At 58.0% G+C, this 18,506-nt stretch carries 17 protein-coding genes; 7 read left to right on the top strand and 10 right to left on the bottom strand.

The window, feature by feature from the left end; genetic code table 11:
• The first annotated feature begins 270 nt into the window (after positions 1–270).
• The 5 genes from dusB to purD all read left to right on the top strand — a co-directional run bounded on the left by dusB (position 271) and on the right by purD (position 5,519).
• Positions 271–1,308, top strand: a complete 1,038-nt coding sequence (dusB, locus tag IEX44_RS19335) for a tRNA dihydrouridine synthase DusB (protein WP_188698087.1) — start codon at positions 271–273, stop codon at positions 1,306–1,308.
• 76 nt (positions 1,309–1,384) lie between these two features.
• Positions 1,385–1,648 carry a DNA-binding transcriptional regulator Fis gene (gene fis, locus IEX44_RS19330; protein WP_188698084.1) on the top strand — a complete coding sequence of 88 codons (264 nt, stop codon included), beginning with the start codon at positions 1,385–1,387 and terminating at the stop codon, positions 1,646–1,648.
• A 106-nt stretch (positions 1,649–1,754) separates the two neighbouring features.
• On the top strand, positions 1,755–3,317 hold the full coding sequence (gene purH, locus IEX44_RS19325) for a bifunctional phosphoribosylaminoimidazolecarboxamide formyltransferase/IMP cyclohydrolase (RefSeq protein WP_188698081.1): 1,563 nt from the start codon (positions 1,755–1,757) through the stop codon (positions 3,315–3,317).
• Between the two features lie 353 nt (positions 3,318–3,670).
• Entirely contained in the window at positions 3,671–4,231 is a 561-nt protein-coding gene (locus IEX44_RS19320) for an antimicrobial peptide resistance and lipid A acylation PagP (protein WP_188698077.1), read from the top strand.
• Positions 4,232–4,244: 13 nt separating this feature from the next.
• Positions 4,245–5,519, top strand: a complete 1,275-nt coding sequence (purD, locus tag IEX44_RS19315) for a phosphoribosylamine--glycine ligase (protein WP_188698075.1) — start codon at positions 4,245–4,247, stop codon at positions 5,517–5,519.
• A gap of 66 nt (positions 5,520–5,585) precedes the next feature.
• On the opposite strand, the gene hemF is transcribed toward purD, so the two are convergent.
• The 8 genes from hemF to IEX44_RS19275 form a co-directional block, all read right to left on the bottom strand.
• On the bottom strand, positions 5,586–6,485 hold the full coding sequence (gene hemF / locus IEX44_RS19310; protein WP_188698073.1) for an oxygen-dependent coproporphyrinogen oxidase: 900 nt from the start codon (positions 6,483–6,485) through the stop codon (positions 5,586–5,588).
• Between the two features lie 124 nt (positions 6,486–6,609).
• Positions 6,610–6,987 carry an aspartate 1-decarboxylase gene (panD, locus tag IEX44_RS19305; RefSeq protein WP_184100318.1) on the bottom strand — a complete coding sequence of 126 codons (378 nt, stop codon included), beginning with the start codon at positions 6,985–6,987 and terminating at the stop codon, positions 6,610–6,612.
• 104 nt (positions 6,988–7,091) lie between these two features.
• Entirely contained in the window at positions 7,092–7,643 is a 552-nt protein-coding gene (locus IEX44_RS19300; protein ID WP_188698070.1) for a hypothetical protein, read from the bottom strand.
• Positions 7,644–7,692: 49 nt separating this feature from the next.
• Positions 7,693–9,549: a ribonuclease catalytic domain-containing protein gene (locus tag IEX44_RS19295; RefSeq protein ID WP_188698067.1), complete on the bottom strand. Its 1,857-nt coding sequence runs from the start codon at positions 9,547–9,549 to the stop codon at positions 7,693–7,695.
• A 118-nt stretch (positions 9,550–9,667) separates the two neighbouring features.
• Positions 9,668–10,744, bottom strand: coding sequence for a peptide chain release factor 1 (gene prfA / locus IEX44_RS19290; RefSeq protein WP_188698065.1), 1,077 nt, complete (start codon positions 10,742–10,744; stop codon positions 9,668–9,670).
• Entirely contained in the window at positions 10,741–11,214 is a 474-nt protein-coding gene (locus tag IEX44_RS19285) for a GNAT family N-acetyltransferase (protein WP_188698062.1), read from the bottom strand. Before IEX44_RS19285 ends, prfA begins: the two co-directional genes overlap by 4 nt.
• 5 nt (positions 11,215–11,219) lie before the next feature.
• Positions 11,220–12,473: a glutamyl-tRNA reductase gene (gene hemA, locus IEX44_RS19280; protein WP_188698058.1), complete on the bottom strand. Its 1,254-nt coding sequence runs from the start codon at positions 12,471–12,473 to the stop codon at positions 11,220–11,222.
• Positions 12,474–12,816: 343 nt separating this feature from the next.
• Complete coding sequence (locus IEX44_RS19275; RefSeq protein WP_188698056.1) at positions 12,817–14,064, bottom strand: ABC transporter substrate-binding protein; 1,248 nt, start codon at positions 14,062–14,064, stop codon at positions 12,817–12,819.
• Between the two features lie 261 nt (positions 14,065–14,325).
• Between IEX44_RS19275 and gntR the strand changes: the two genes are divergently transcribed.
• Positions 14,326–15,348 carry an HTH-type transcriptional regulator GntR gene (gene gntR / locus IEX44_RS19270; protein WP_188698054.1) on the top strand — a complete coding sequence of 341 codons (1,023 nt, stop codon included), beginning with the start codon at positions 14,326–14,328 and terminating at the stop codon, positions 15,346–15,348.
• Between the two features lie 56 nt (positions 15,349–15,404).
• Positions 15,405–15,827 (top strand): hypothetical protein, encoded by a 423-nt coding sequence (locus IEX44_RS19265; RefSeq protein ID WP_188698052.1) that lies wholly within the window; start codon positions 15,405–15,407, stop codon positions 15,825–15,827.
• A gap of 10 nt (positions 15,828–15,837) precedes the next feature.
• Here the strand turns inward: IEX44_RS19265 and feoB are convergent, their stop codons facing one another.
• The gene (gene feoB / locus IEX44_RS19260; RefSeq protein ID WP_188698050.1) at positions 15,838–17,610 is read right to left on the bottom strand and encodes a ferrous iron transport protein B; all 1,773 of its coding nucleotides are present in this window, start codon (positions 17,608–17,610) and stop codon (positions 15,838–15,840) included.
• Positions 17,611–17,612: 2 nt separating this feature from the next.
• Entirely contained in the window at positions 17,613–17,855 is a 243-nt protein-coding gene (locus IEX44_RS21350; RefSeq protein WP_188698048.1) for a FeoA family protein, read from the bottom strand.
• Positions 17,856–18,506 lie beyond the last annotated feature (651 nt).

The following is an 18,506-nucleotide window of genomic DNA, read 5'->3' as shown; positions in this document are numbered from 1 at the left end:
TGTGAACCCCTCTGATGCGCTTTGCGTAAATAAACGTTACAGATGAGACTGCTGATCGCCGTAAGTTTCAGCCCTGTGTGCATTGAGTCAGAAAAAAGCCGGTTCTGCCAAACGGCAAGATTTGCGCATGATCAAAAACTTGCCCAAGTGGCGTCGGTGCTGGTTTTGACCGCCCGGCGTGACGCTTTGGTGACACCGCCCAAGCCGTTGCGGTTGCCCAAAAAATAAGCAGGCGGTAGAATTCCGGCCTTTTCTGCGACAGCGGTCACCATGCAGATCGGCCCTTTCCCCTTACAAAACAATCTGTTCGTAGCGCCCATGGCGGGTGTGACGGACAGACCGTTTCGCCAGTTGTGCCGTCATTTCGGGGCAGGCTACGCCGTGTCCGAGATGATCACGGCCAACAATGCACTGTGGGATAACGAAAAGACGCGCCGCCGTATGGATCACGCGGGCGAGCCCGGGCCGATTGCCGTGCAGATTGCCGGCTCTGACCCGGCCATGCTGGCGCAAGCGGCAAAGCTGAATGTAGAACTGGGCGCGCAGATCATTGACATCAATATGGGCTGCCCGGCCAAGAAGGTCTGCAACAAGCTGGCCGGTTCTGCGCTGCTTAAAGACGAAGCGCTGGTGGGCGAGATTCTGGATGCCGTCGTTGCCGCGGTAGATGTGCCGGTGACGCTGAAAACCCGTCTAGGTTTTTGCAACGGGGAAGAAAACGTACTGCGCGTGGCCGAACGCGCACAGGCAGCCGGCATTGCCGCGCTGGCGCTGCACGGCCGCACGCGGGAAGACATGTACAACGGCGCCGCGCGCTACGGGCTGATCCGTGAAGTCAAATCCATGCTGCGTATTCCAGTGATTGCCAATGGCGACATTGATACGCCGCAAAAAGCCAAAGCCGTACTGGCCGAGACCGGTGCCGACGCGATCATGATTGGTCGTGCGGCGCAGGGCCGGCCCTGGTTGTTCCGCGAGATTGCACACTTTCTGACCACGGGTGAAAACCTGCCGCCGCCAGAGGTGACCGAGATTCGTGCTGTATTGTTGCAACACCTTGACGAGCTTTACGCGTTTTATGGCGAGTATTCCGGTTGCCGGATTGCCCGCAAACATATCGCCTGGTATACCAAGGGTCTGAAGGATGGCAACGCTTTCCGCCAGGCCATGTACAAGCTGGACTCGACTGCCGCACAGCATGCTGCTGTGAGCACTTTTTTCGACGGTCTGGCCACACTGGGCGAGCGGCTGATTTACGAAATGGAGGAGACTGCCCGCGACGCGGATGACGCGCTGGCGGCAGCATGACGGCAGGCCACAAGGCCGCCGCATTTATCACTAAAAGCCCCAGGCCAGACCTGAGGGCAGTTTCAGGGAAGTAACCATGAACCAACCAGCCACTTGCGTCATTACGCAGGAAGAAGATCCTATCGCCGAATCTATCCGGTCCTCGCTGGCCCGGTATTTCGAGGATCTGGATGGTGAAGCGCCGTGCGCGCTGTATGACATGGTCCTGGCGCGCGTTGAAAAACCGCTGCTGGAGCTCGTCCTTGACCACGTTGCCGGCAATCAGACCCGCGCCGCAGAAGTGCTGGGCATTAATCGCAACACGCTGCGCAAAAAGCTGCAGACATACGACATGCTCTAAAACAGCAATACGTGCCACCGCAAAGACGGGGCACCCGGTTTCACTGTGATTTGTTTTGTTAGTGTTTTTTGATCTTTACCTCCACGGGCATCAGGAAAAAACAGCAATGACCATCATCAAGCGTGCGCTGATCAGCGTTTCCGACAAAACCGGTGTACTCGAATTTGCCAAAGCCCTTGCGGGTTTCGGTGTGGAGATTCTCTCCACGGGTGGCACCGCCAAACTGCTGGCAGAGAACAATGTGCCGGTCATTGAAGTGGCCGATTACACCGGCTTTCCCGAAATGCTGGATGGGCGCGTGAAAACGCTGCACCCGAAAATCCACGGCGGGATTCTGGGCCGCCGCGATCTGGATAGCCACGTCGCCAAAATGGCCGAACATGGCATCGGCAACATTGATCTGGTCTGTGTGAACCTGTACCCGTTTGAAGCCACCATCGCCAAGCCGGATTGCAGCTTTGATGACGCCATCGAGAACATCGACATTGGCGGCCCGGCCATGGTGCGCTCCGCAGCCAAGAACCACGCCCACGTTGCTATTGTGACCGATGCGGCTGACTACGCCCCGCTGGTTGCAGAAATGAAAGAACATCAGGGCGGCCTGACTCTGCCGACCCGCCGTGCGTTGGCCAAAAAGGCTTTCAGCCACACAGCTGCCTATGATGGCGCGATCTCCAACTACCTGACAGCGCTGACCGAAGAGGGCGAAAAGAAAGCCTATCCGGAACGCCTGAACCTGCAATTTGTGAAAGTGCAGGACATGCGTTACGGCGAAAATCCGCATCAGTCCGCCGCGTTCTACCGCGATCTGGACCCGGCTGCGGGCAGCCTCTCGCGATACTCGCAACTGCAAGGTAAAGAGCTGTCGTACAACAACATCGCTGACTCTGATGCTGCATGGGAAGCCGTCAAGCAGTTTGAAGAGCCGGCATGTGTGATCGTCAAGCACGCCAACCCGTGTGGCGTTGCTGTGGGCGCAGATACGTTCAGCGCGTATCGCCTTGCGTTTGCGACCGATACCACCTCTGCCTTTGGCGGCATCATTGCGTTTAACCGCGAAGTGGATGGCGACACCGTGCAAGCGGTGGCAGCCCAGTTCCTGGAAGTGCTGATTGCCCCGGGCTACAGCGCAGATGCGCTGGCGCTGTTGGCCAAGAAGCCGAACGTGCGCGTCCTGACCGTGCCGCTGGAGTCCGGTGAGAACAAGTTTGATGTGAAGCGCGTAGGCGGTGGCTTGCTGGTGCAAACGCCGGATGTCCACGCACTCAAACTGTCGGACCTCAAAGTCGTGACCAAAAAGGCGCCGACTGATGCCCAATTGAAAGACATGCTGTTTGCCTGGCGCGTCGCCAAGTTTGTGAAGTCCAATGCCATCGTGTTCTGCGGCCATGGTCAGACGCTGGGTATCGGCGCCGGTCAGATGAGCCGTGTGGATTCCACCAAAATCGCCGCCATCAAGGCCCGCTCTGCGGGTCTGGAGCTGCGTGGCTCGGTGGCAGCGTCGGATGCCTTCTTCCCGTTCCGTGATGGTGTGGATGTCATTGCCGAGAACGGCGTGTCGGCCATCATTCAACCGGGTGGTTCCGTGCGTGATGAAGAAGTCATTGCCGCCGCCGATGAACACGGTATTGCCATGGTGCTGACCGGCATCCGCCATTTCCGTCACTAAGCTTTGCGCTACACGCCGGGTATCGTCATTGCATTTGATGGCGGTGCCCGGTGAGCTTCATATCCGGTTGTCATGTTGCGGGTTCACACTGGCAATCAGAACAACCGGTTCAACCTGATGTCTGTTGCTGCGTTAATGAGCAAGCACTGCCACCCTCGCAGGCTGGCGCCCGTTTTTTTTCAGCCCTTTTGGCTTGCTGGAAGTTGACTGGGCCGCTTGGCATGGGCGCGGCAGGCTGTAAAATGCCGGCAAAGCGCGCATGCTGCGGCGCATCAGGTTTACGGATCGTGCCAATCAGCCCGCCGCTGGTTAGATCCGTATAGCTTCAATTCACCAGAAGAAACTCGTCTCTCATGAAAAAAATACTTGCTGCCTTGATCTTGAGCCTTGCTGCGCCCCTGGCGTTAGCCATTGACTGCACCGGCATGGGAAGCTGGCTCGACCAGGCCTGTACACACGTTTCTGATGTGTATCAGAACGGCAAGTCGGATATTTATGTTTCCGGCTACACCTGGCATGACCCGCACCAGTACACCGAAGAAAAGCTCAATGAACTGAACAAATGGGGCTGGGGTGGAGGCTATGGCCGACACGTCATTGATGACAAAGGCAATGAAGACATTGTGCTCGGTTTGATGTTTTCTGACTCACACAAAAACCCGGAATTCATGGTGGGTTATGCGGGCCTGTGGTTTACCGATCCGATCCTGGGTGGGTTGTCATTTGGCGGTGGATATTCAGTTGGCATGACTTCCCGCCGGGATATCTTCGGTGGCATTCCTTTCCCGATTGCGTTGCCGGTCGCGTCAATCCGCTATCGCCAGCTTTACATCATGGGCACCTGGATTCCGAGCCTGGGCGGCGTGAACAACGGGGATGTAGCTTTCTTCTTCAGTCGCTACGCATTTGAATAATCAGGATATACACATGAACGTGCTTGTAATCGGCAATGGCGGACGCGAACACGCGCTGGCCTGGAAACTGTCGCAGTCGCCCCGCGTGGGCAAGGTATTTGTGGCGCCAGGCAACGCGGGCACCGCGCTGGAGCCCAATCTGACCAACGTGCCGATCACCGACATTGACGTGCTGGTGGCCTTTGCCCAGCGCGAGCAGATCCAGCTGACCGTCGTTGGCCCGGAAGCGCCGTTGTCCAAAGGTGTGGTCGATGCGTTCCGCAAAGCCGGCCTGAAGATTTTTGGTCCGACCAAAGCGGCGGCCCAACTGGAAAGCTCCAAGGATTTCGCCAAGGCCTTCATGAAGCGCCATGGCATTCCGACTGCCGATTACGAGACCTTCTCTGACGCCGCCAAAGCCCACGCTTATATCGATGCCAAGGGCGCGCCGATCGTGATCAAGGCCGATGGCCTGGCTGCGGGCAAGGGCGTGGTGGTTGCCATGTCGTTGCAAGAAGCGCATGACGCTGTCGACAGCATGCTGTCTGATAACAAGCTGGGTGATGCTGGTGCCCGCGTGGTCATCGAAGAATTCCTGACCGGCGAAGAAGCCAGTTTCATTGTCATGGTTGATGGCAAAAACGTGCTGGCGCTGGCGTCCAGCCAGGACCACAAACGCCTGAAAGACCACGACGAAGGTCCCAACACCGGTGGCATGGGCGCCTACAGCCCGGCCCCGGTTGTGACCCCGGAAATCCACGCTAAAGCCATGCGTGAAGTGATCATGCCGACCGTACAAGGCATGGCGCGCGACGGCATCATTTACACCGGGTTTTTGTACGCTGGTTTGATGATCAGCCCGGAAGGCCAGTTGAAAACGCTGGAATTCAACTGCCGCATGGGTGATCCGGAAACCCAGCCGATCATGCTGCGTTTGAAGAGTGATCTGGTGAACCTGGTTGAGCATGCCGTAGAAGGCTCACTCGACAAGGTTGAAGCCGAATGGGATCGCCGCGTTGCATTGGGCATTGTCATGGCTGCTGCCAATTATCCGGACACCCCGCGTACCGGCGACGTGATCACCGGCGCGACCCCGGAGGTTGAAGACGGGCACGTCTTCCACGCTGGCACCAAGCTCAATGCAGACGGCCAGCCGATGACCAGTGGCGGCCGCGTACTGTGCGTGACAGCGTTTGGCGAAACCTTCAAGGCTGCCCAAAAGCGCGCCTATGAATTGTTGGCCGGCGTGAACTTCGATGGCGAGCAGCACCGTACCGACATCGGCTGGCGCGCAATTACCCGCAAGTGATTGCGGGCGTGTGTCAGATACAAAAAGGCCGTCGTGATGACGGCCTTTTTGTTTGATGGCTGATGTTCAGCCCAACCAATCCTTCCCGATCAGAAAATCACTCAACAATCGGGCTTCCGCCGACCCTTGGGGCGGATGCCAGTCATAACGCCATTTCACAATCGGCGGCATCGACATCAAGATGGATTCAGTACGCCCGCCAGACTGCAAACCAAATAGCGTGCCGCGATCCCACACCAGGTTGAACTCGACATACCGACCGCGGCGGTACGCCTGCCAGTCGCGTTCGCGCTCACCAAACGGGTACTCGCGACGGCGTTCGACGATGGGGACGTAGGCCTGCAGGAAAGCGTCGCCAACGGCCCGGATAAATGCAAAACCGCCCTCAAAACCCAGTTCTGACAAATCATCAAAGAAGATGCCGCCTATGCCGCGCGGTTCGTTGCGGTGTTTGAGGAAGAAATACGTATCGCACCAGGTTTTGTATTTGGGGTAGTACTGCTCGCCAAACGGCGCGACGGCATCGCGGCAAGTGGCGTGGAAATGATGGGCATCTTCCTCAAAGCCGTAGTACGGGGTCAGATCCATGCCACCGCCAAACCACACCACGTCGTCGTGGCCTTCGGCGTAGGCGCGGAACATGCGGACATTCATATGCACGGTCGGTACGTACGGGTTGCGCGGGTGAATGACCAGAGAAACACCCATGGCTTCCCAGGCGCGGCCAGCCAGTTCCGGGCGGTGCGCGGTCGCCGAGGGCGGCAGCGTCTGGCCTTTGACATGAGAGAAATTGACTCCGCCGCGCTCTATCAACCCGCCATCTTCGACCAGCCGGGAAATCCCGCCGCCGCCTTCCGCGCGATCCCATTGGTCATGCCGGAAGGTGTGCCCATCCAGGTTTTCCAGCGTGGCGACAATGTTTTGCTGCAGCGACAACAGATAGTCGCGCACCTGGGAAGCGGACATGGGGTTTTCTCCGGATGCAAAGAGGCAAATGGTACGTGATTCGTGCGCCTTCAGGCGCGTGGAGGCAAAACAAAAGCCCCGCATTGTGGCGGGGCTTTGGTGTGAACCGGGCTGAGTGGGGGACTCAGTTCTGGGTCGGGATGCCGTGCTTGATCTCTTTGATCTTGTTCTGGGCATCGACGAACACCAGCGCCGGGTGATGGCTGGCCAGTTCAGTCTCGTTGTATTGGGCAAAGGTGGCAATGATCAACAGATCACCCACTTGCGCCTGACGGGCTGCCGAGCCGTTCAGCGAGATGATGCCCGAGCCACGCGCGCCCTTGATGGCGTAGGTGGAAAAGCGTGCACCGTTGTTGATGTTCCAGATGGTGACTTCTTCAAATTCGCGGATGTTCGCTGCCTCGAGGAGATCTTCATCGATAGCGCAAGACCCTTCGTAGTGCAGTTCGGCATGGGTGGCCGTGACACGATGGATCTTGGATTTGAGCATGCTGCGGTTCATGGTAAAGCTCCGACATCACTTGTAAGGGCGCGATTATAAATCGCAAATATCGCCGGTGTACTGGCACTTTCAGCCATCCAGCCGTTTGATCAATGAATGATCGATCAGGCGCGGTAGACCAGACAATCATCCAGCAAGAACTCACCTGGGCCTGGCCGCGCGTTCAGCAGCACACGGTCAAAAGCCATCTGCTGACCATCCACTTTGACCCAGGCCGGGATCACTTTGCCTTGGTAACTGCCTACGCTTTCGGCTGCGCGGATGATTTCTTGCGGGCTGATCGGGGCAGGCGGTGCGGCGGCTTCTGTGGCTTGGGCCAGCATGGCCGCAGCACGGGCAATTTCAGCCTCGCGCTCGCGTGGTTGCACCGGCAGGTTGCGCAGGAACCAGCCAAACAGGAACGCCGGCATGATGACCCGTGTGACACGCTTGTGATTATCTACGCGGCAAGCTACGCCAAATTGCTCGCCGCACTTGGGGCATTGCGCTTTGGCGGCGATGGCCAGGCTGTCATCAAGCAAGCGGGCGATGCCAAACATGTCTTTGGCGCCCAGCATGTGACCGCAGCGCACGCAAGGTTTGGAAAACTGCCGGATTTGCTCGCCATTGGCAAAGCGCATCGGCAGGTAGTAGTTCAGAGGGCGTTTCTGCTGCATAAAAATCTTCCCGATTTCACGAGTCCAGGTGGCCGTTGCCAGCCATCCCTTACATCGTTGCCAGGCGGCAATCCAGATTCAGTTCCAGCCAGTCGGTTTTCAGTCGTTGTAGTACGACTGTTGAACCGGCCGGTAATTCCGGCAATCCTGGCACGCGCATCACCAACGGCATGCCATCTACACGCACCAGGTTCTCTTTGATGATCGAGCCAGAGAACTCGCGCATGTTTTCCTGTTCCATGTAGCGCAGACACCAGTAGCGCTCCATCTTGTCCTGGAAGTCGGCGTAGGCGGCGTAGGCGGTGTCGAACGCGCCAATCGCTGCAAACAATTCCGCATCGTTTTTCTGGAAACGTGGCTTCGTACCGCTCACCATGGCGATGATTTGCTGCTGGTTCACAAAGTCCACCGCACGCCGTAGCGGCGAAGACGACCAGGCATAGAACTCAACGCCCAGGCCAATGTGCGGGCCCGGCTGTGTGGTCATGCGCACGCGGCCGTTGTTTTGCACTCTATAGATGCCGGCGATCTCGGCATCTTTCAAATCCTTGCCCCACTGACTGTTCACCAGAATCATCATTTCGGCGACCAGCTTGTCCATGGGCGAGCCACGTTTGCGTGGCAGAATGCGCACGCGTTTCTCGCCGTTATCCAGCGTGTCGACGTAGAAGCTGTAATCAATGCGTACCGGCGCATTCGGGTCATCTGCGCGACCACGGCGGCCTTCCAGGTTGCCGGCAAAGCGCCACAATGTGGTCAGTTCGGCCTTCCAGGGGAAGTCCGGACCCTCTTCCTTGCCGGCGGTCAATTCGTTAAACAGGGCTTCGATCTGGTCGTGGCGCAGGTTGGCCGCAATGGGTACCTGTTCGACCACGGTGCGATGATTGAGGATGTCAAACCCGGGTGAGACTTCCAGGTACATCGACACCGCCGGGCGCGAGGCGCCTTCTTGCAATGTGAAAACCTGGACTGCCGAGTCAGGCAGCATGGTGATTTTGTCGCCCGGGAAATACACGGTCGAAAGGCGGTCGAACACCAGCTTGTCCAGTTCGGTATCCGGTGCGATGCCCAAAGCCGGCGCGGCAATATGAATGCCCACTTGCCAGTTGCCGTTGGGCAGTTTCTTCAGGCTGAGTGCGTCATCGATTTCAGTCGTGGTGACATCATCGATGGAGAACGCCTGAACATCAGCCACCGGCAAATCGGTAGGCAAGGTGACGGTCTGGCTGACCACCGCCTCGCGGCCTTTGGGGAAGGTTTCCAGCAAGAAGCCCTGCAGGAAGTAATCGGCCACATCCGGGATCGCACCCACGCTTTGCAGCAGGCGGGTAGGGCTGGTGTGGGCTGCGTCGGCGGCTTGCGCCAGCGCTTTGTATTCAATGCCGTTTTTGTCCGGACGATGCAACAGACGGTTGATGATGGGCTGAAATGCCTCCGGCAGCTTGCCGGCGACCAGCTCTGCTTGCCAGACTGCCATCTGCTCGGCTTCACGCTGTTTGCGCTCAAGGCCTGCCAGCGCGGCCTTCAGGTTTTCTTCCGGTGCAGCCTTGTAGCGGCCCTTGCCCTTTTTGTAGAAGTACATGGGAGCGGCAGACAGGCGCAGGACGACGGCGATCTGCGATGCGGCCGACGGATTGGCGCCAAAGTACTCGGCTGCCAGTTCTTCAAAGCCAAATTCGTGCTCGCCGCACGTTTCCCACAAGAGGTCCAGATCAATCTCGGCGGCCAGTGTATCGGCCTGCGGTAGCACTTCATCCAGGCCAGGACGCTCAAACTTGAGCAGCACGTTGCCGTTCTTGACCTTGCTGCGCTTGCCTCTCACGTCTTCTACCATCAGGCTCGCCGGTTGCGATTCCTTGACCGTAGCGACCTTGAAGCTACCATCCTCTTCGTAAAAAACGTGCATAACAACCCTTTCTGGAAAGCACGCGATTATATACCAATCGGATTGCGTGCTTTCGCGTAATTCATTGTCAAATCAATTGATAAGGTGCCATTGAAGGCACGCTTGATCACTGCTGTACTTACTCGCCCAATTGGGCCAGCAACTCGGCCTGTTGTTCGTTGACCAGTGACTGGGTCAGCTCTTCCAGGTCGCCATCCATAATCGCGTCCAGCTTGTAGAGCGTCAGGTTGATCCGGTGATCGGTCATGCGCCCCTGCGGATAGTTGTAGGTGCGGATACGCTCACTGCGATCACCGCTGCCAATCAAGCTCTTGCGGGTAGCGGCTTCCTTGGCCTGGCGCTCACGGTCTTGCACGTCTTTGATCCGCGCTGCCAGTACTGCCAGCGCGCGAGCTTTGTTCTTGTGCTGGCTGCGGTCGTCCTGACACTCCACCACGATCCCCGTCGGGATATGTGTCACGCGCACTGCCGAGTCGGTCTTGTTGATATGCTGCCCGCCGGCCCCGGAGGCGCGGAAGGTATCGATACGCAGCTCGGCCGGGTTGATGTTGATCTCTTCCGCTTCGTCCGCCTCCGGCATCACCGCCACGGTGCACGCAGAGGTATGAATCCGGCCTTGTGTTTCCGTCGCCGGGACACGCTGCACGCGGTGACCACCGCTTTCAAATTTCAGGCGTGAATACGCGCCAAAACCGACAATGCGGGCGATCACTTCTTTGAAACCGCCCAGGTCAGACTCGTTGGCCGACATGATTTCCACCTGCCAGCGGTTGCGTTCGGCGTAACGGCTATACATGCGGAACAAATCGGCAGCAAACAGGGCGGATTCATCGCCCCCCGTACCCGCGCGAATTTCCAGGAAAATGTTGCGCTCGTCGTTCGGGTCTTTGGGCAGCAGAGCCTTTTGCAGATCCAGTTCCAGTGCTTCGATGCGTGCCTTGCCCTCGGCCAGTTCTTCCTCGGCCAGTTCTTTCATATCCGGGTCTGACAGCATCTCTTGCGCAGTGGCGATGTCCGCCTCGGCCTGGCGGAACGCTTTATACAATGCCACCACGGGCTCCAGTTCGGCATGCTCACGGGTGAGCTTGCGATACTGGTTCATATCGTTGGTTGCGCCTTCGGAGGCAAGCAGGGCGCCCACTTCTTCGAGGCGGTCGGAAAGTTGGGCCAGTCGGGCCAGAATCGATGGTTTCATTGTTCTTGTTGGTAAACGTTCTGATTAAGCCGTTCCATATAACGCTCTGGGCGCGCGGCTTCGGTCCAGCCAAACTGGCGGTAAAGCGCATGGGCATCGGCGGTGAAGAGCATCCAGCGGCGCAAGCCGGTCAGGTCTGGATGACTGTGTATGCATTCCATCAGCCACTTGGATAAACCACGTCCGCGATACGCTTCATCGATAAATACATCGCCCAGATAGGCGATGGTGGCGCCATCGGTAATTACGCGGGCAAAGCCGACCAGGGCATCGTCATGGTAAATGCCAAAGCACAACGCACCGGCAACCGACCGGCGAAATACGCCTTCCGGCATACCTTTGCCCCAATAAGAGCGGCGGCCGATAAAGTCGTACGCGGTATCGATTGGCAGGCGCGCAGGGTCGGTGTCGACCTCAAACGCGCCCGTATCAAACTGGCGTTGCCAGCGGGCGGTCTGGAACAGTGACATCAAAGCTATTCCTCGTCGTGGAGGCGGAAAAGGCGGCGGGTCGCGGTGACGAGGGCGGTTTGTTCTTCGCCGTCAGCCGCGTTGAGAGAAGCCAGCGGGGCGTGCAGAAACTTGGCGGAAAGCTGTGCGGTGAGCTTTTCCAGTACTTCTTCGGGGTTGTCTCCGGCAGCCAGGCGCTTCTTGGCTTTGGCCAGTTCGGCGCGGGCGGCACGGTCGGCATGATCGCGCAAATCGCGAATGGTCGGTACCAGTTCGCGGCTGGCCAGCCAGTGATTGAATTCGCTGACGTGATCGGTGATCAACGCTTCGGCAGCGACGACCTCGCCCTGGCGCGCATGCACGCCCTGGCGAACGACTTCTGACAAGTCATCCACCGTATACAGATAAATGTCGTCCAGTTCAGCGGCTTCAGGCTCGACATCACGCGGGACGGCCAGATCAACAATAAACAGCGGCCGGCGTTTGCGCAGTTTGAGCGCGCGCTCGATCATGCCTTTGCCAATAACGGGCAACGGCGACGCCGTGGAACTCACCACGATGTCAAACTCATGCAGGCGCTCGGCAATGTCGGTCAACAGGATGGCTTCGCCACCATGCTCCCGGGCGAGCAACTCGCCACGCTCCAGCGTGCGGTTGGCCACCGCCATCTTTTTGGGTTTTTGCGCACAGAAGTACGTGGCGCAGAGCTCGATCATCTCGCCCGCACCCACGAACAGCACATTGCATTCAGATACGGACGGAAAAATGCGTTCAGCCAGTTTGACGCCAGCCGCGGCCATGGAAACCGATGCCGAACCGATCCGTGTTTGCGTGCGGACGTCTTTGGCCACCTGGAACGCGCGCTGGAACAAACCGTTGAGCAACACGCCCATGCTGCCGGACTCACGCGCCTGGCGTTCGGCATCTTTGAGTTGGCCCAGGATCTGCGTTTCACCCAGCACCATGGAGTCGAGCCCGGCGGCGACGCGGAAGGTATGGCGAGCGGCGTTGACCCCCTCATGCACGTACAGATAGCTGTTGAGCTCTTCTGTCTTGCGGCCGCGGCTGGCGGCGTACCAGTCCAGCAGGGCGGACGGATCACGGGCGTTGCAATAGAGTTCTGTGCGATTACAGGTGGAGATGATGGCGGCCTCAATGACGCCAGGCTGTGCCACGAGGCCAGGCAGCGCGGACTGCAGTTCGGTAGGCGAAAACGCAAGCCGCTCCCGCACCGACAAGGGGGCGGTTTCGTGGTTGACGCCGAGTACGAACAGGTTCATCGCTGCGGGGAGAATTCAAAACGCATTAGTATACCGTGATTGTGGAGGGCCTGGCTGAAGGGAATGCTGAATGGCTGATGGATCAAAGGGTTGAAGTTTTTAGGGAAAGATGGCGCCTGGTTGCGGGGCCCGGTTGCAGTTTGACTTGGGCAACAGGGCGTACCTCTTCACTTCTTCCTCATTCCGGCCTTGAGCCGGGATCCAGCCCGGACCAGGCAGGTGGCCTTGCGCAGGCAAGAACCTCTCACCTCGCCCTCCATGCGTTAAATGACGGCCAGAAAAACACAGCCCCCACCGGCCATAAAAGACCAGACGGGGGCTGCAGCCTTCGGAGAGAAGCGGTTTACTGCGCGCGTGCCGCAGCGGCGATCTTCTGCGCAGCGGCTTGCGCTGTCATGCCATCATCGTTCCAGAACTGTGCGGCGACGTCATAGATCGCGCCTTCAGCGGCTGGAGGGATGGCCATGTCATGCGCCCAGGACGGGACCAGCGTGCCCTTGGCGGCGGCATTTTTGAAGTCGGCGGAGGACTTTTTGGCGCAGTCGTCAAACTTGGACAAGTCCATGCCCTGACGTGCCGGGATAGAGCCCTTGTACAGGTTGAATATTTCCTGGAATTGCGTGCTCATCAACAGTTGAGCCAGGTCTTTCTGGCCTTTTTGTGCGTCTTTGTCTTTCAGCTTGAAGAAGGCAAAAGAGTCGACGTTGAAGGTATAGGCATCCGTGCTACCCGGGGCAGCGACACACAGGAAGTCTTTGCCTGCCTGTTTGCCCGCGACAGCAAATTCACCCTTGGCCCAGTCCCCCATGAACTGCATACCTGCTTTGCCGTTAATGACCATGGCGGTAGCCAGGTTCCAGTCGCGGCCATTGGCGGCTTTATCGGTGTACGGTTTGATGCGTTTGTAGGTTTCCAGCACCTTGATCATGGTTGGGCTTTTCAGCGCGGTTTGATCTAGCTGTACGAATGCTTTCTTGTAGAAGTTGGCACCGCCAACGCCCAATGCCACGCTTTCCAGCAGCTCGGCTTCTTGCCAGGACTGACCACCAATGGCGACTGGCAAAATGCCGGCTTTTTGCATGGCATCGGCCGTTTTGAAGAATTCATCCCAGGTGGTCGGGGCTTTGGCGTTGGCTTTTTTCAGGAGGTCCGCGTTGATCCACAGCCAGTTCACACGATGCACATTCACCGGGGCCGCGACATACTGGCCTTTGTATTTCATGACATTGGCCACCACAGGCGGGAGGAGTTTGTCCCAGCCTTCGGTTTTGGCCACATCATCAATCGAAACCAGCACGCCCTGGTCACCCCATTCCTGAATGGCCGGGCCCTTCAGTTGGGCTGCAGCGGGCGGGTTGCCAGAAACCACGCGGGTTTTCAGTGCGGTCATGGCGTTTTCACCAGCGCCGCCGGCCACGGCGAAGTCTTTCCACTTGTCGCCCTTGGCTTCCAGCATGGTTTTGAGTTCGCCTGCTGCTTTGGCTTCGCCGCCGCTGGTCCAGTAATGCAGCACTTCCACTTCAGCCGCTTGCGCGGTGGCAGCCAGACTCAACAGCGCGGCAGCGCACAGGGTCAGTCGTACTTTCAGCATGATCGATCTCCAATATTTCGTGTGCCTGCGAGGCGATGCCGGCAGGGCGTGAGTGCGCAGTCCGCTGGTCGTGTGCGTGTCATGGGCGCTGAAATGTTGTCGGATTTTGTCGACTACATTGATGGTAATGTTAACGTTAACAGTGGAGCGACCAACAATAAATGAATACCCTGATGATGGGCCGGGTTGTCCGATGTATCGGGAAAATCCGGTATCCTGATTTCCGTTTCAATTTTGTTGCCGTCAGCACACCAAGATTTTATGCCGCGTAAAGCCAACCAGAATGCGTCTCGCGCAGCCACCTTGCACGATGTAGCGGGCAAGGTCGGGGTGAGTGCGATTACGGTTTCGCGTGCGCTCAATTCACCTGATCTGGTCTCTGAAAAACTGCGGGAGCAAATTCTCGCCGCAGTGGATGAACTGGGTTATGTGCCCAATCGTTCGGCTCGCACGCTGGTGTCGTCGCGCTCGCACACCGTGGCGGTGCTGATCCCCTCGCTCTCCAATACGGTGTTTATCGATACGCTGGCCGGTATCAATGAAGTGCTGGACCCCAAGGGCTATCAGATACTCATTGGCAATACGGCGTATGACGATGAAAAGGAAGAGCGCCTGTTGCGGGCGTATCTCTCGCACGCGCCCGATGGCGTGCTGCTGACCGGTACCCGCCAGCGCCCGGAAATGCGTCAGCGTCTGGCCAGACTGGGCATCCCGGCTGTGCACATGATGGAACTCGATCCATCCAACGAGCGTTTTTGTGTGGGGTTCTCGCAAGATGAAGCGGGACGGCAGATCACCCGTCACTTGCTGGACCGCGGCTACAAGCGCATTGCCTTTTTCGGCGCGCGGCTTGACCCCCGGGTGATGCAGCGGCTGGATGGTTACCGCAAAGCACTGCAGGCCGCCGGCTGTTATGCGCCTGAACTGGAATACCTGAACCCGCGCCCGTCCCGCATTGGTATGGGCGTAGAAATGCTGGAAGTGCTGCGCCAGGAACATCCGGATTGTGATGCTGTGTTCTGTTGTAACGATGACTTGGCACTGGGTGTGCTGACTGGGTGTCATCGCACAGGCATCAAGGTGCCCGAACAACTGGCGGTCGCTGGCTTTAACGATCTGGAAGGCGCTGCCTGGGCCATGCCGACGCTGACCAGCGTGCGCACGCCGCGTTACAAGGTTGGCTTTGAGGCAGCCAGTTTGTTGCTCGGGCTTATGGAAGGCCAGACGCCAGCGCAAAAACAACTGGATCTGGGCTTTGAATTGCGCTTGCGTGGTAGTAGCTAAAACTCGCTGCCACGTTGTTGATCTCACCTTGAAATTGAATTTCCCGCCTGCCCATCATGCCTGCTGCGCCATTTAATGATTTCCCCGTCGATACTGACATTCCGCCTTATGGCATCGACACCCGCACCGAAAGCGCCTGGCAATGGCTGCAAATGGTAGGGCAACTGGTGGCCAAAGAACTGGCAGCCATGCCGCGCGGCACGCTGGCGCTCGTGGAGGAAACCGATAGCGTGTATTGGGTGGCGGTCATTGAAGACCAGCTTTATCTGGCCACTGCGACCATCTTTGATGGCGAAATCTTGCTGGACCAGGCCGCGCTGCTACGCGCGCTGGCAGGCGTGAGTATTGAAGAGTTGACCTATCGCCGCATGGCATTGGAGCAATGGCTGCTCAGCCAGCCGACCATGCGACTGGCTGATACGAAACGCTTGCAGATGTGGAGCAAGCTACCCGGCCCCGGAGATTGGGAAGCGGACTAAGTCCCCGGCTTTAGAACCAGCCCCCAATCAGACGGGTGCCCTGATAAAACACAAAACACAACACCCACGCCAGCCCCAATGACCACGCCACCGAGCCAGCCGTAAACCAGGCGCTCTTTGACTCTTTGTGCATGGTCGCCACGGTGGCCACGCACGGTACATAGATCAGCGTGAACAACATGAAAGAGATGGCGGAGACCGGGTCCATGCTGCTGGCCAGGTGGGCCGAGAGGGCGTTACCTTGCACGCCGGTGATCACCGAAAGCGCGCCCAATACGACTTCCTTGGCGACAAACCCGAAGATCAGTGCAATCGACATCTCTGAATGAATGCCAATCGGCGTGAGTACCGGTTCCAGCACGTCCGCTACCATGGCAGCGTAGCTGTGATGCTCGTTCGGATAATGGGTCAGGAACCAGACCAGCAAGACACCGGCAACAATCATGGTCGAGGCCGTGCGCAAAAAGGCGCGGGTCTCACCCCATCCGCGTAGACGAATCTGTTTGAACAGCGGCAGGCGAAACGGAGGCAGTTCCAGCGCAAAGGGTTCGGAAGACGTAAAGCGCTTGCGCAACAACCATGCGGTGCCCAGTGCGATCACGATGCTCGCCAGATATAAGCCCAACAGCACCCACGGCGCTTGCGCCGGTGTGAACAAAGCTGCGCACAGGAACAGGAAAATCTGCAAACGCGCTGAACACAGTGCGAACGGAATGGTCAGCATGGTCAGGCGGCGGGCTTTCGGGTCACGGATCACCCGGGTGCCCATCAGCGCGGGCACATTGCAGCCAAACCCCATCATCAGCATGACAAAGCCACGGCCATCCAGACCGAGCCGCGCCATGAGCCCATCCATCATGAAAGCGGCACGGGCGAAGTAGCCCGAGTCTTCAATGACGGCCATCAGCGAGAAAAACAGGAAGATCAGCGGCGCAAAGGTGAGTACGGTGCCGACGCCGTCATACAAGCCATCAAGCAAGGCCCCGCGGACGATCTCCGGCGCGCCGGCCAGTGCGGGCTCCAGCCAGGAAGACTTGATCCAGTCAATGCCACTGCCCAGCGCGTCTTGCAACGGTGTGCCAATGGCAAAGGTGAGCTGGAACAGGACAAACATGGTCAGCACAAACAGCGGCAGGCCGAGTGCCGGATGCAGAATCCAGCGGTCGATTCTGGCTGTGATGCTGGCTGGCATCGTGGGTGGACGGCTCACGTGATGATGATGGAGGTGCGCCTCCTCGTCGTGAAAGGCCGCTGCTGCTCGCAAGCACGTGAAGTCCAGATTGACTTGCTGATTGCGGCTCGTCAGATCGATCAACGCTTGTTTCAAATCAGCAATACCGTCGCCGCGCTTGGCAGAGATCAGCAACACCGGGCAGCCCAGTTTCTGGCCCAATGCGGCGGTATCAACCGTGATACCCGCGCTGCGGGCCTCATCCGCCATATTGAGCGCCACAACCATGGGGGCACCCAGCGCCTTCAGTTGCAGGGCAAGACCCAACTGGCGATCAAGCTGCGTTGCATTCAGCAAGACAATCACGCCGGTCAATGCGGTGTTGGCCAGAAACGACTGGGCGATGCGTTCATCTTCTGCACCGCCCGAGAGATCATAGATGCCGGGTAGATCGATCATCTGCACCATTTTGGCGCCGAGCAAAACCCGGTGTGTGGCCAGATCAACCGTCAAACCCGGCCAGTTGGCAACGCGGGCATTACCCCCGGTAATGCGATTGAACAGCGTGGATTTACCCGTGTTGGGCATGCCAACCAGCGCGATTCGTTGCATGATCAACCCTCCCGCACAGGCAGGGTCTCAACCTCAATGGCACGAGCATGCTCGCGTCGCAGCATGAGTTCTGTGCTGCCGATCCGCAACTGAAGCGGGCCACCCAACCAGCCGCGTCGCAGCACCGTGACCTCGCGTCCTGGTCGCAGACCCAATGCACAAAGGCGTTGGGTGAGTTCGGCGGGGGTATGTAGTTTTAATACACGGGCGGGCGTTTCTAACGACAGCTCGAACAGAGGGCACATGCTGCATCTCGCTTTCAAGAATCATTCTCATTATTGAAGCATGATGACCGCATGAATTCTGTGTATTGATACCTATCAAGCACTTCATTGCAGAGGTAAAAATAACAGGCGCATAACAGATGTAGTTTGCTGATTTGTGACTGACATAAAACATACGTGAAATTATGTAGTCATGATGATCTGACAAACATACAACGGTTTCCCGACGAACGAACGGCATTCGCACCGTTTTCTGTCATTTTTTGGAAAAAATGCCTCTGATCAGGGCAGAATTTCTGGCAATATGATTGCCATTTTGTGCGCTGCGTTATACCAACGCGCTCGCGCACCGTGCGCTGGCTACCCCGCCAGCCTCGTCGACGCCAGCTCCGTGAGATCCGGACTAGCCGCTCGACCCTGTAAGAGCCTGTTTACAGTCTTTGCATACCGGCGCCGGGCCATGTACTGGTCAGGCACAAGACGTGCGACGCAGCCAATAGCCCGCTATTGGCAAGGAGTACAACGCAGTGGATGGCCTGTTCATGGCCCGGCCCTTCGGGTTCGGCATGCCAGTGGCTCTCTACGGCGTTGCCAGTCACTTGCGGTACCTAGTACCGCGGCGCAACTGTCGCCTTGTATACAGCCACTGGCATGCCGAACGCTGGCGAGCAA

It is taken from the genome of Silvimonas amylolytica (assembly GCF_014645555.1).
Taxonomy (GTDB): Bacteria; Pseudomonadota; Gammaproteobacteria; order Burkholderiales; family Chitinibacteraceae; genus Silvimonas; species Silvimonas amylolytica.
Note: the sequence above shows the minus strand (reverse complement) of the source record. Positions and strands in the feature narration are given on the sequence as shown.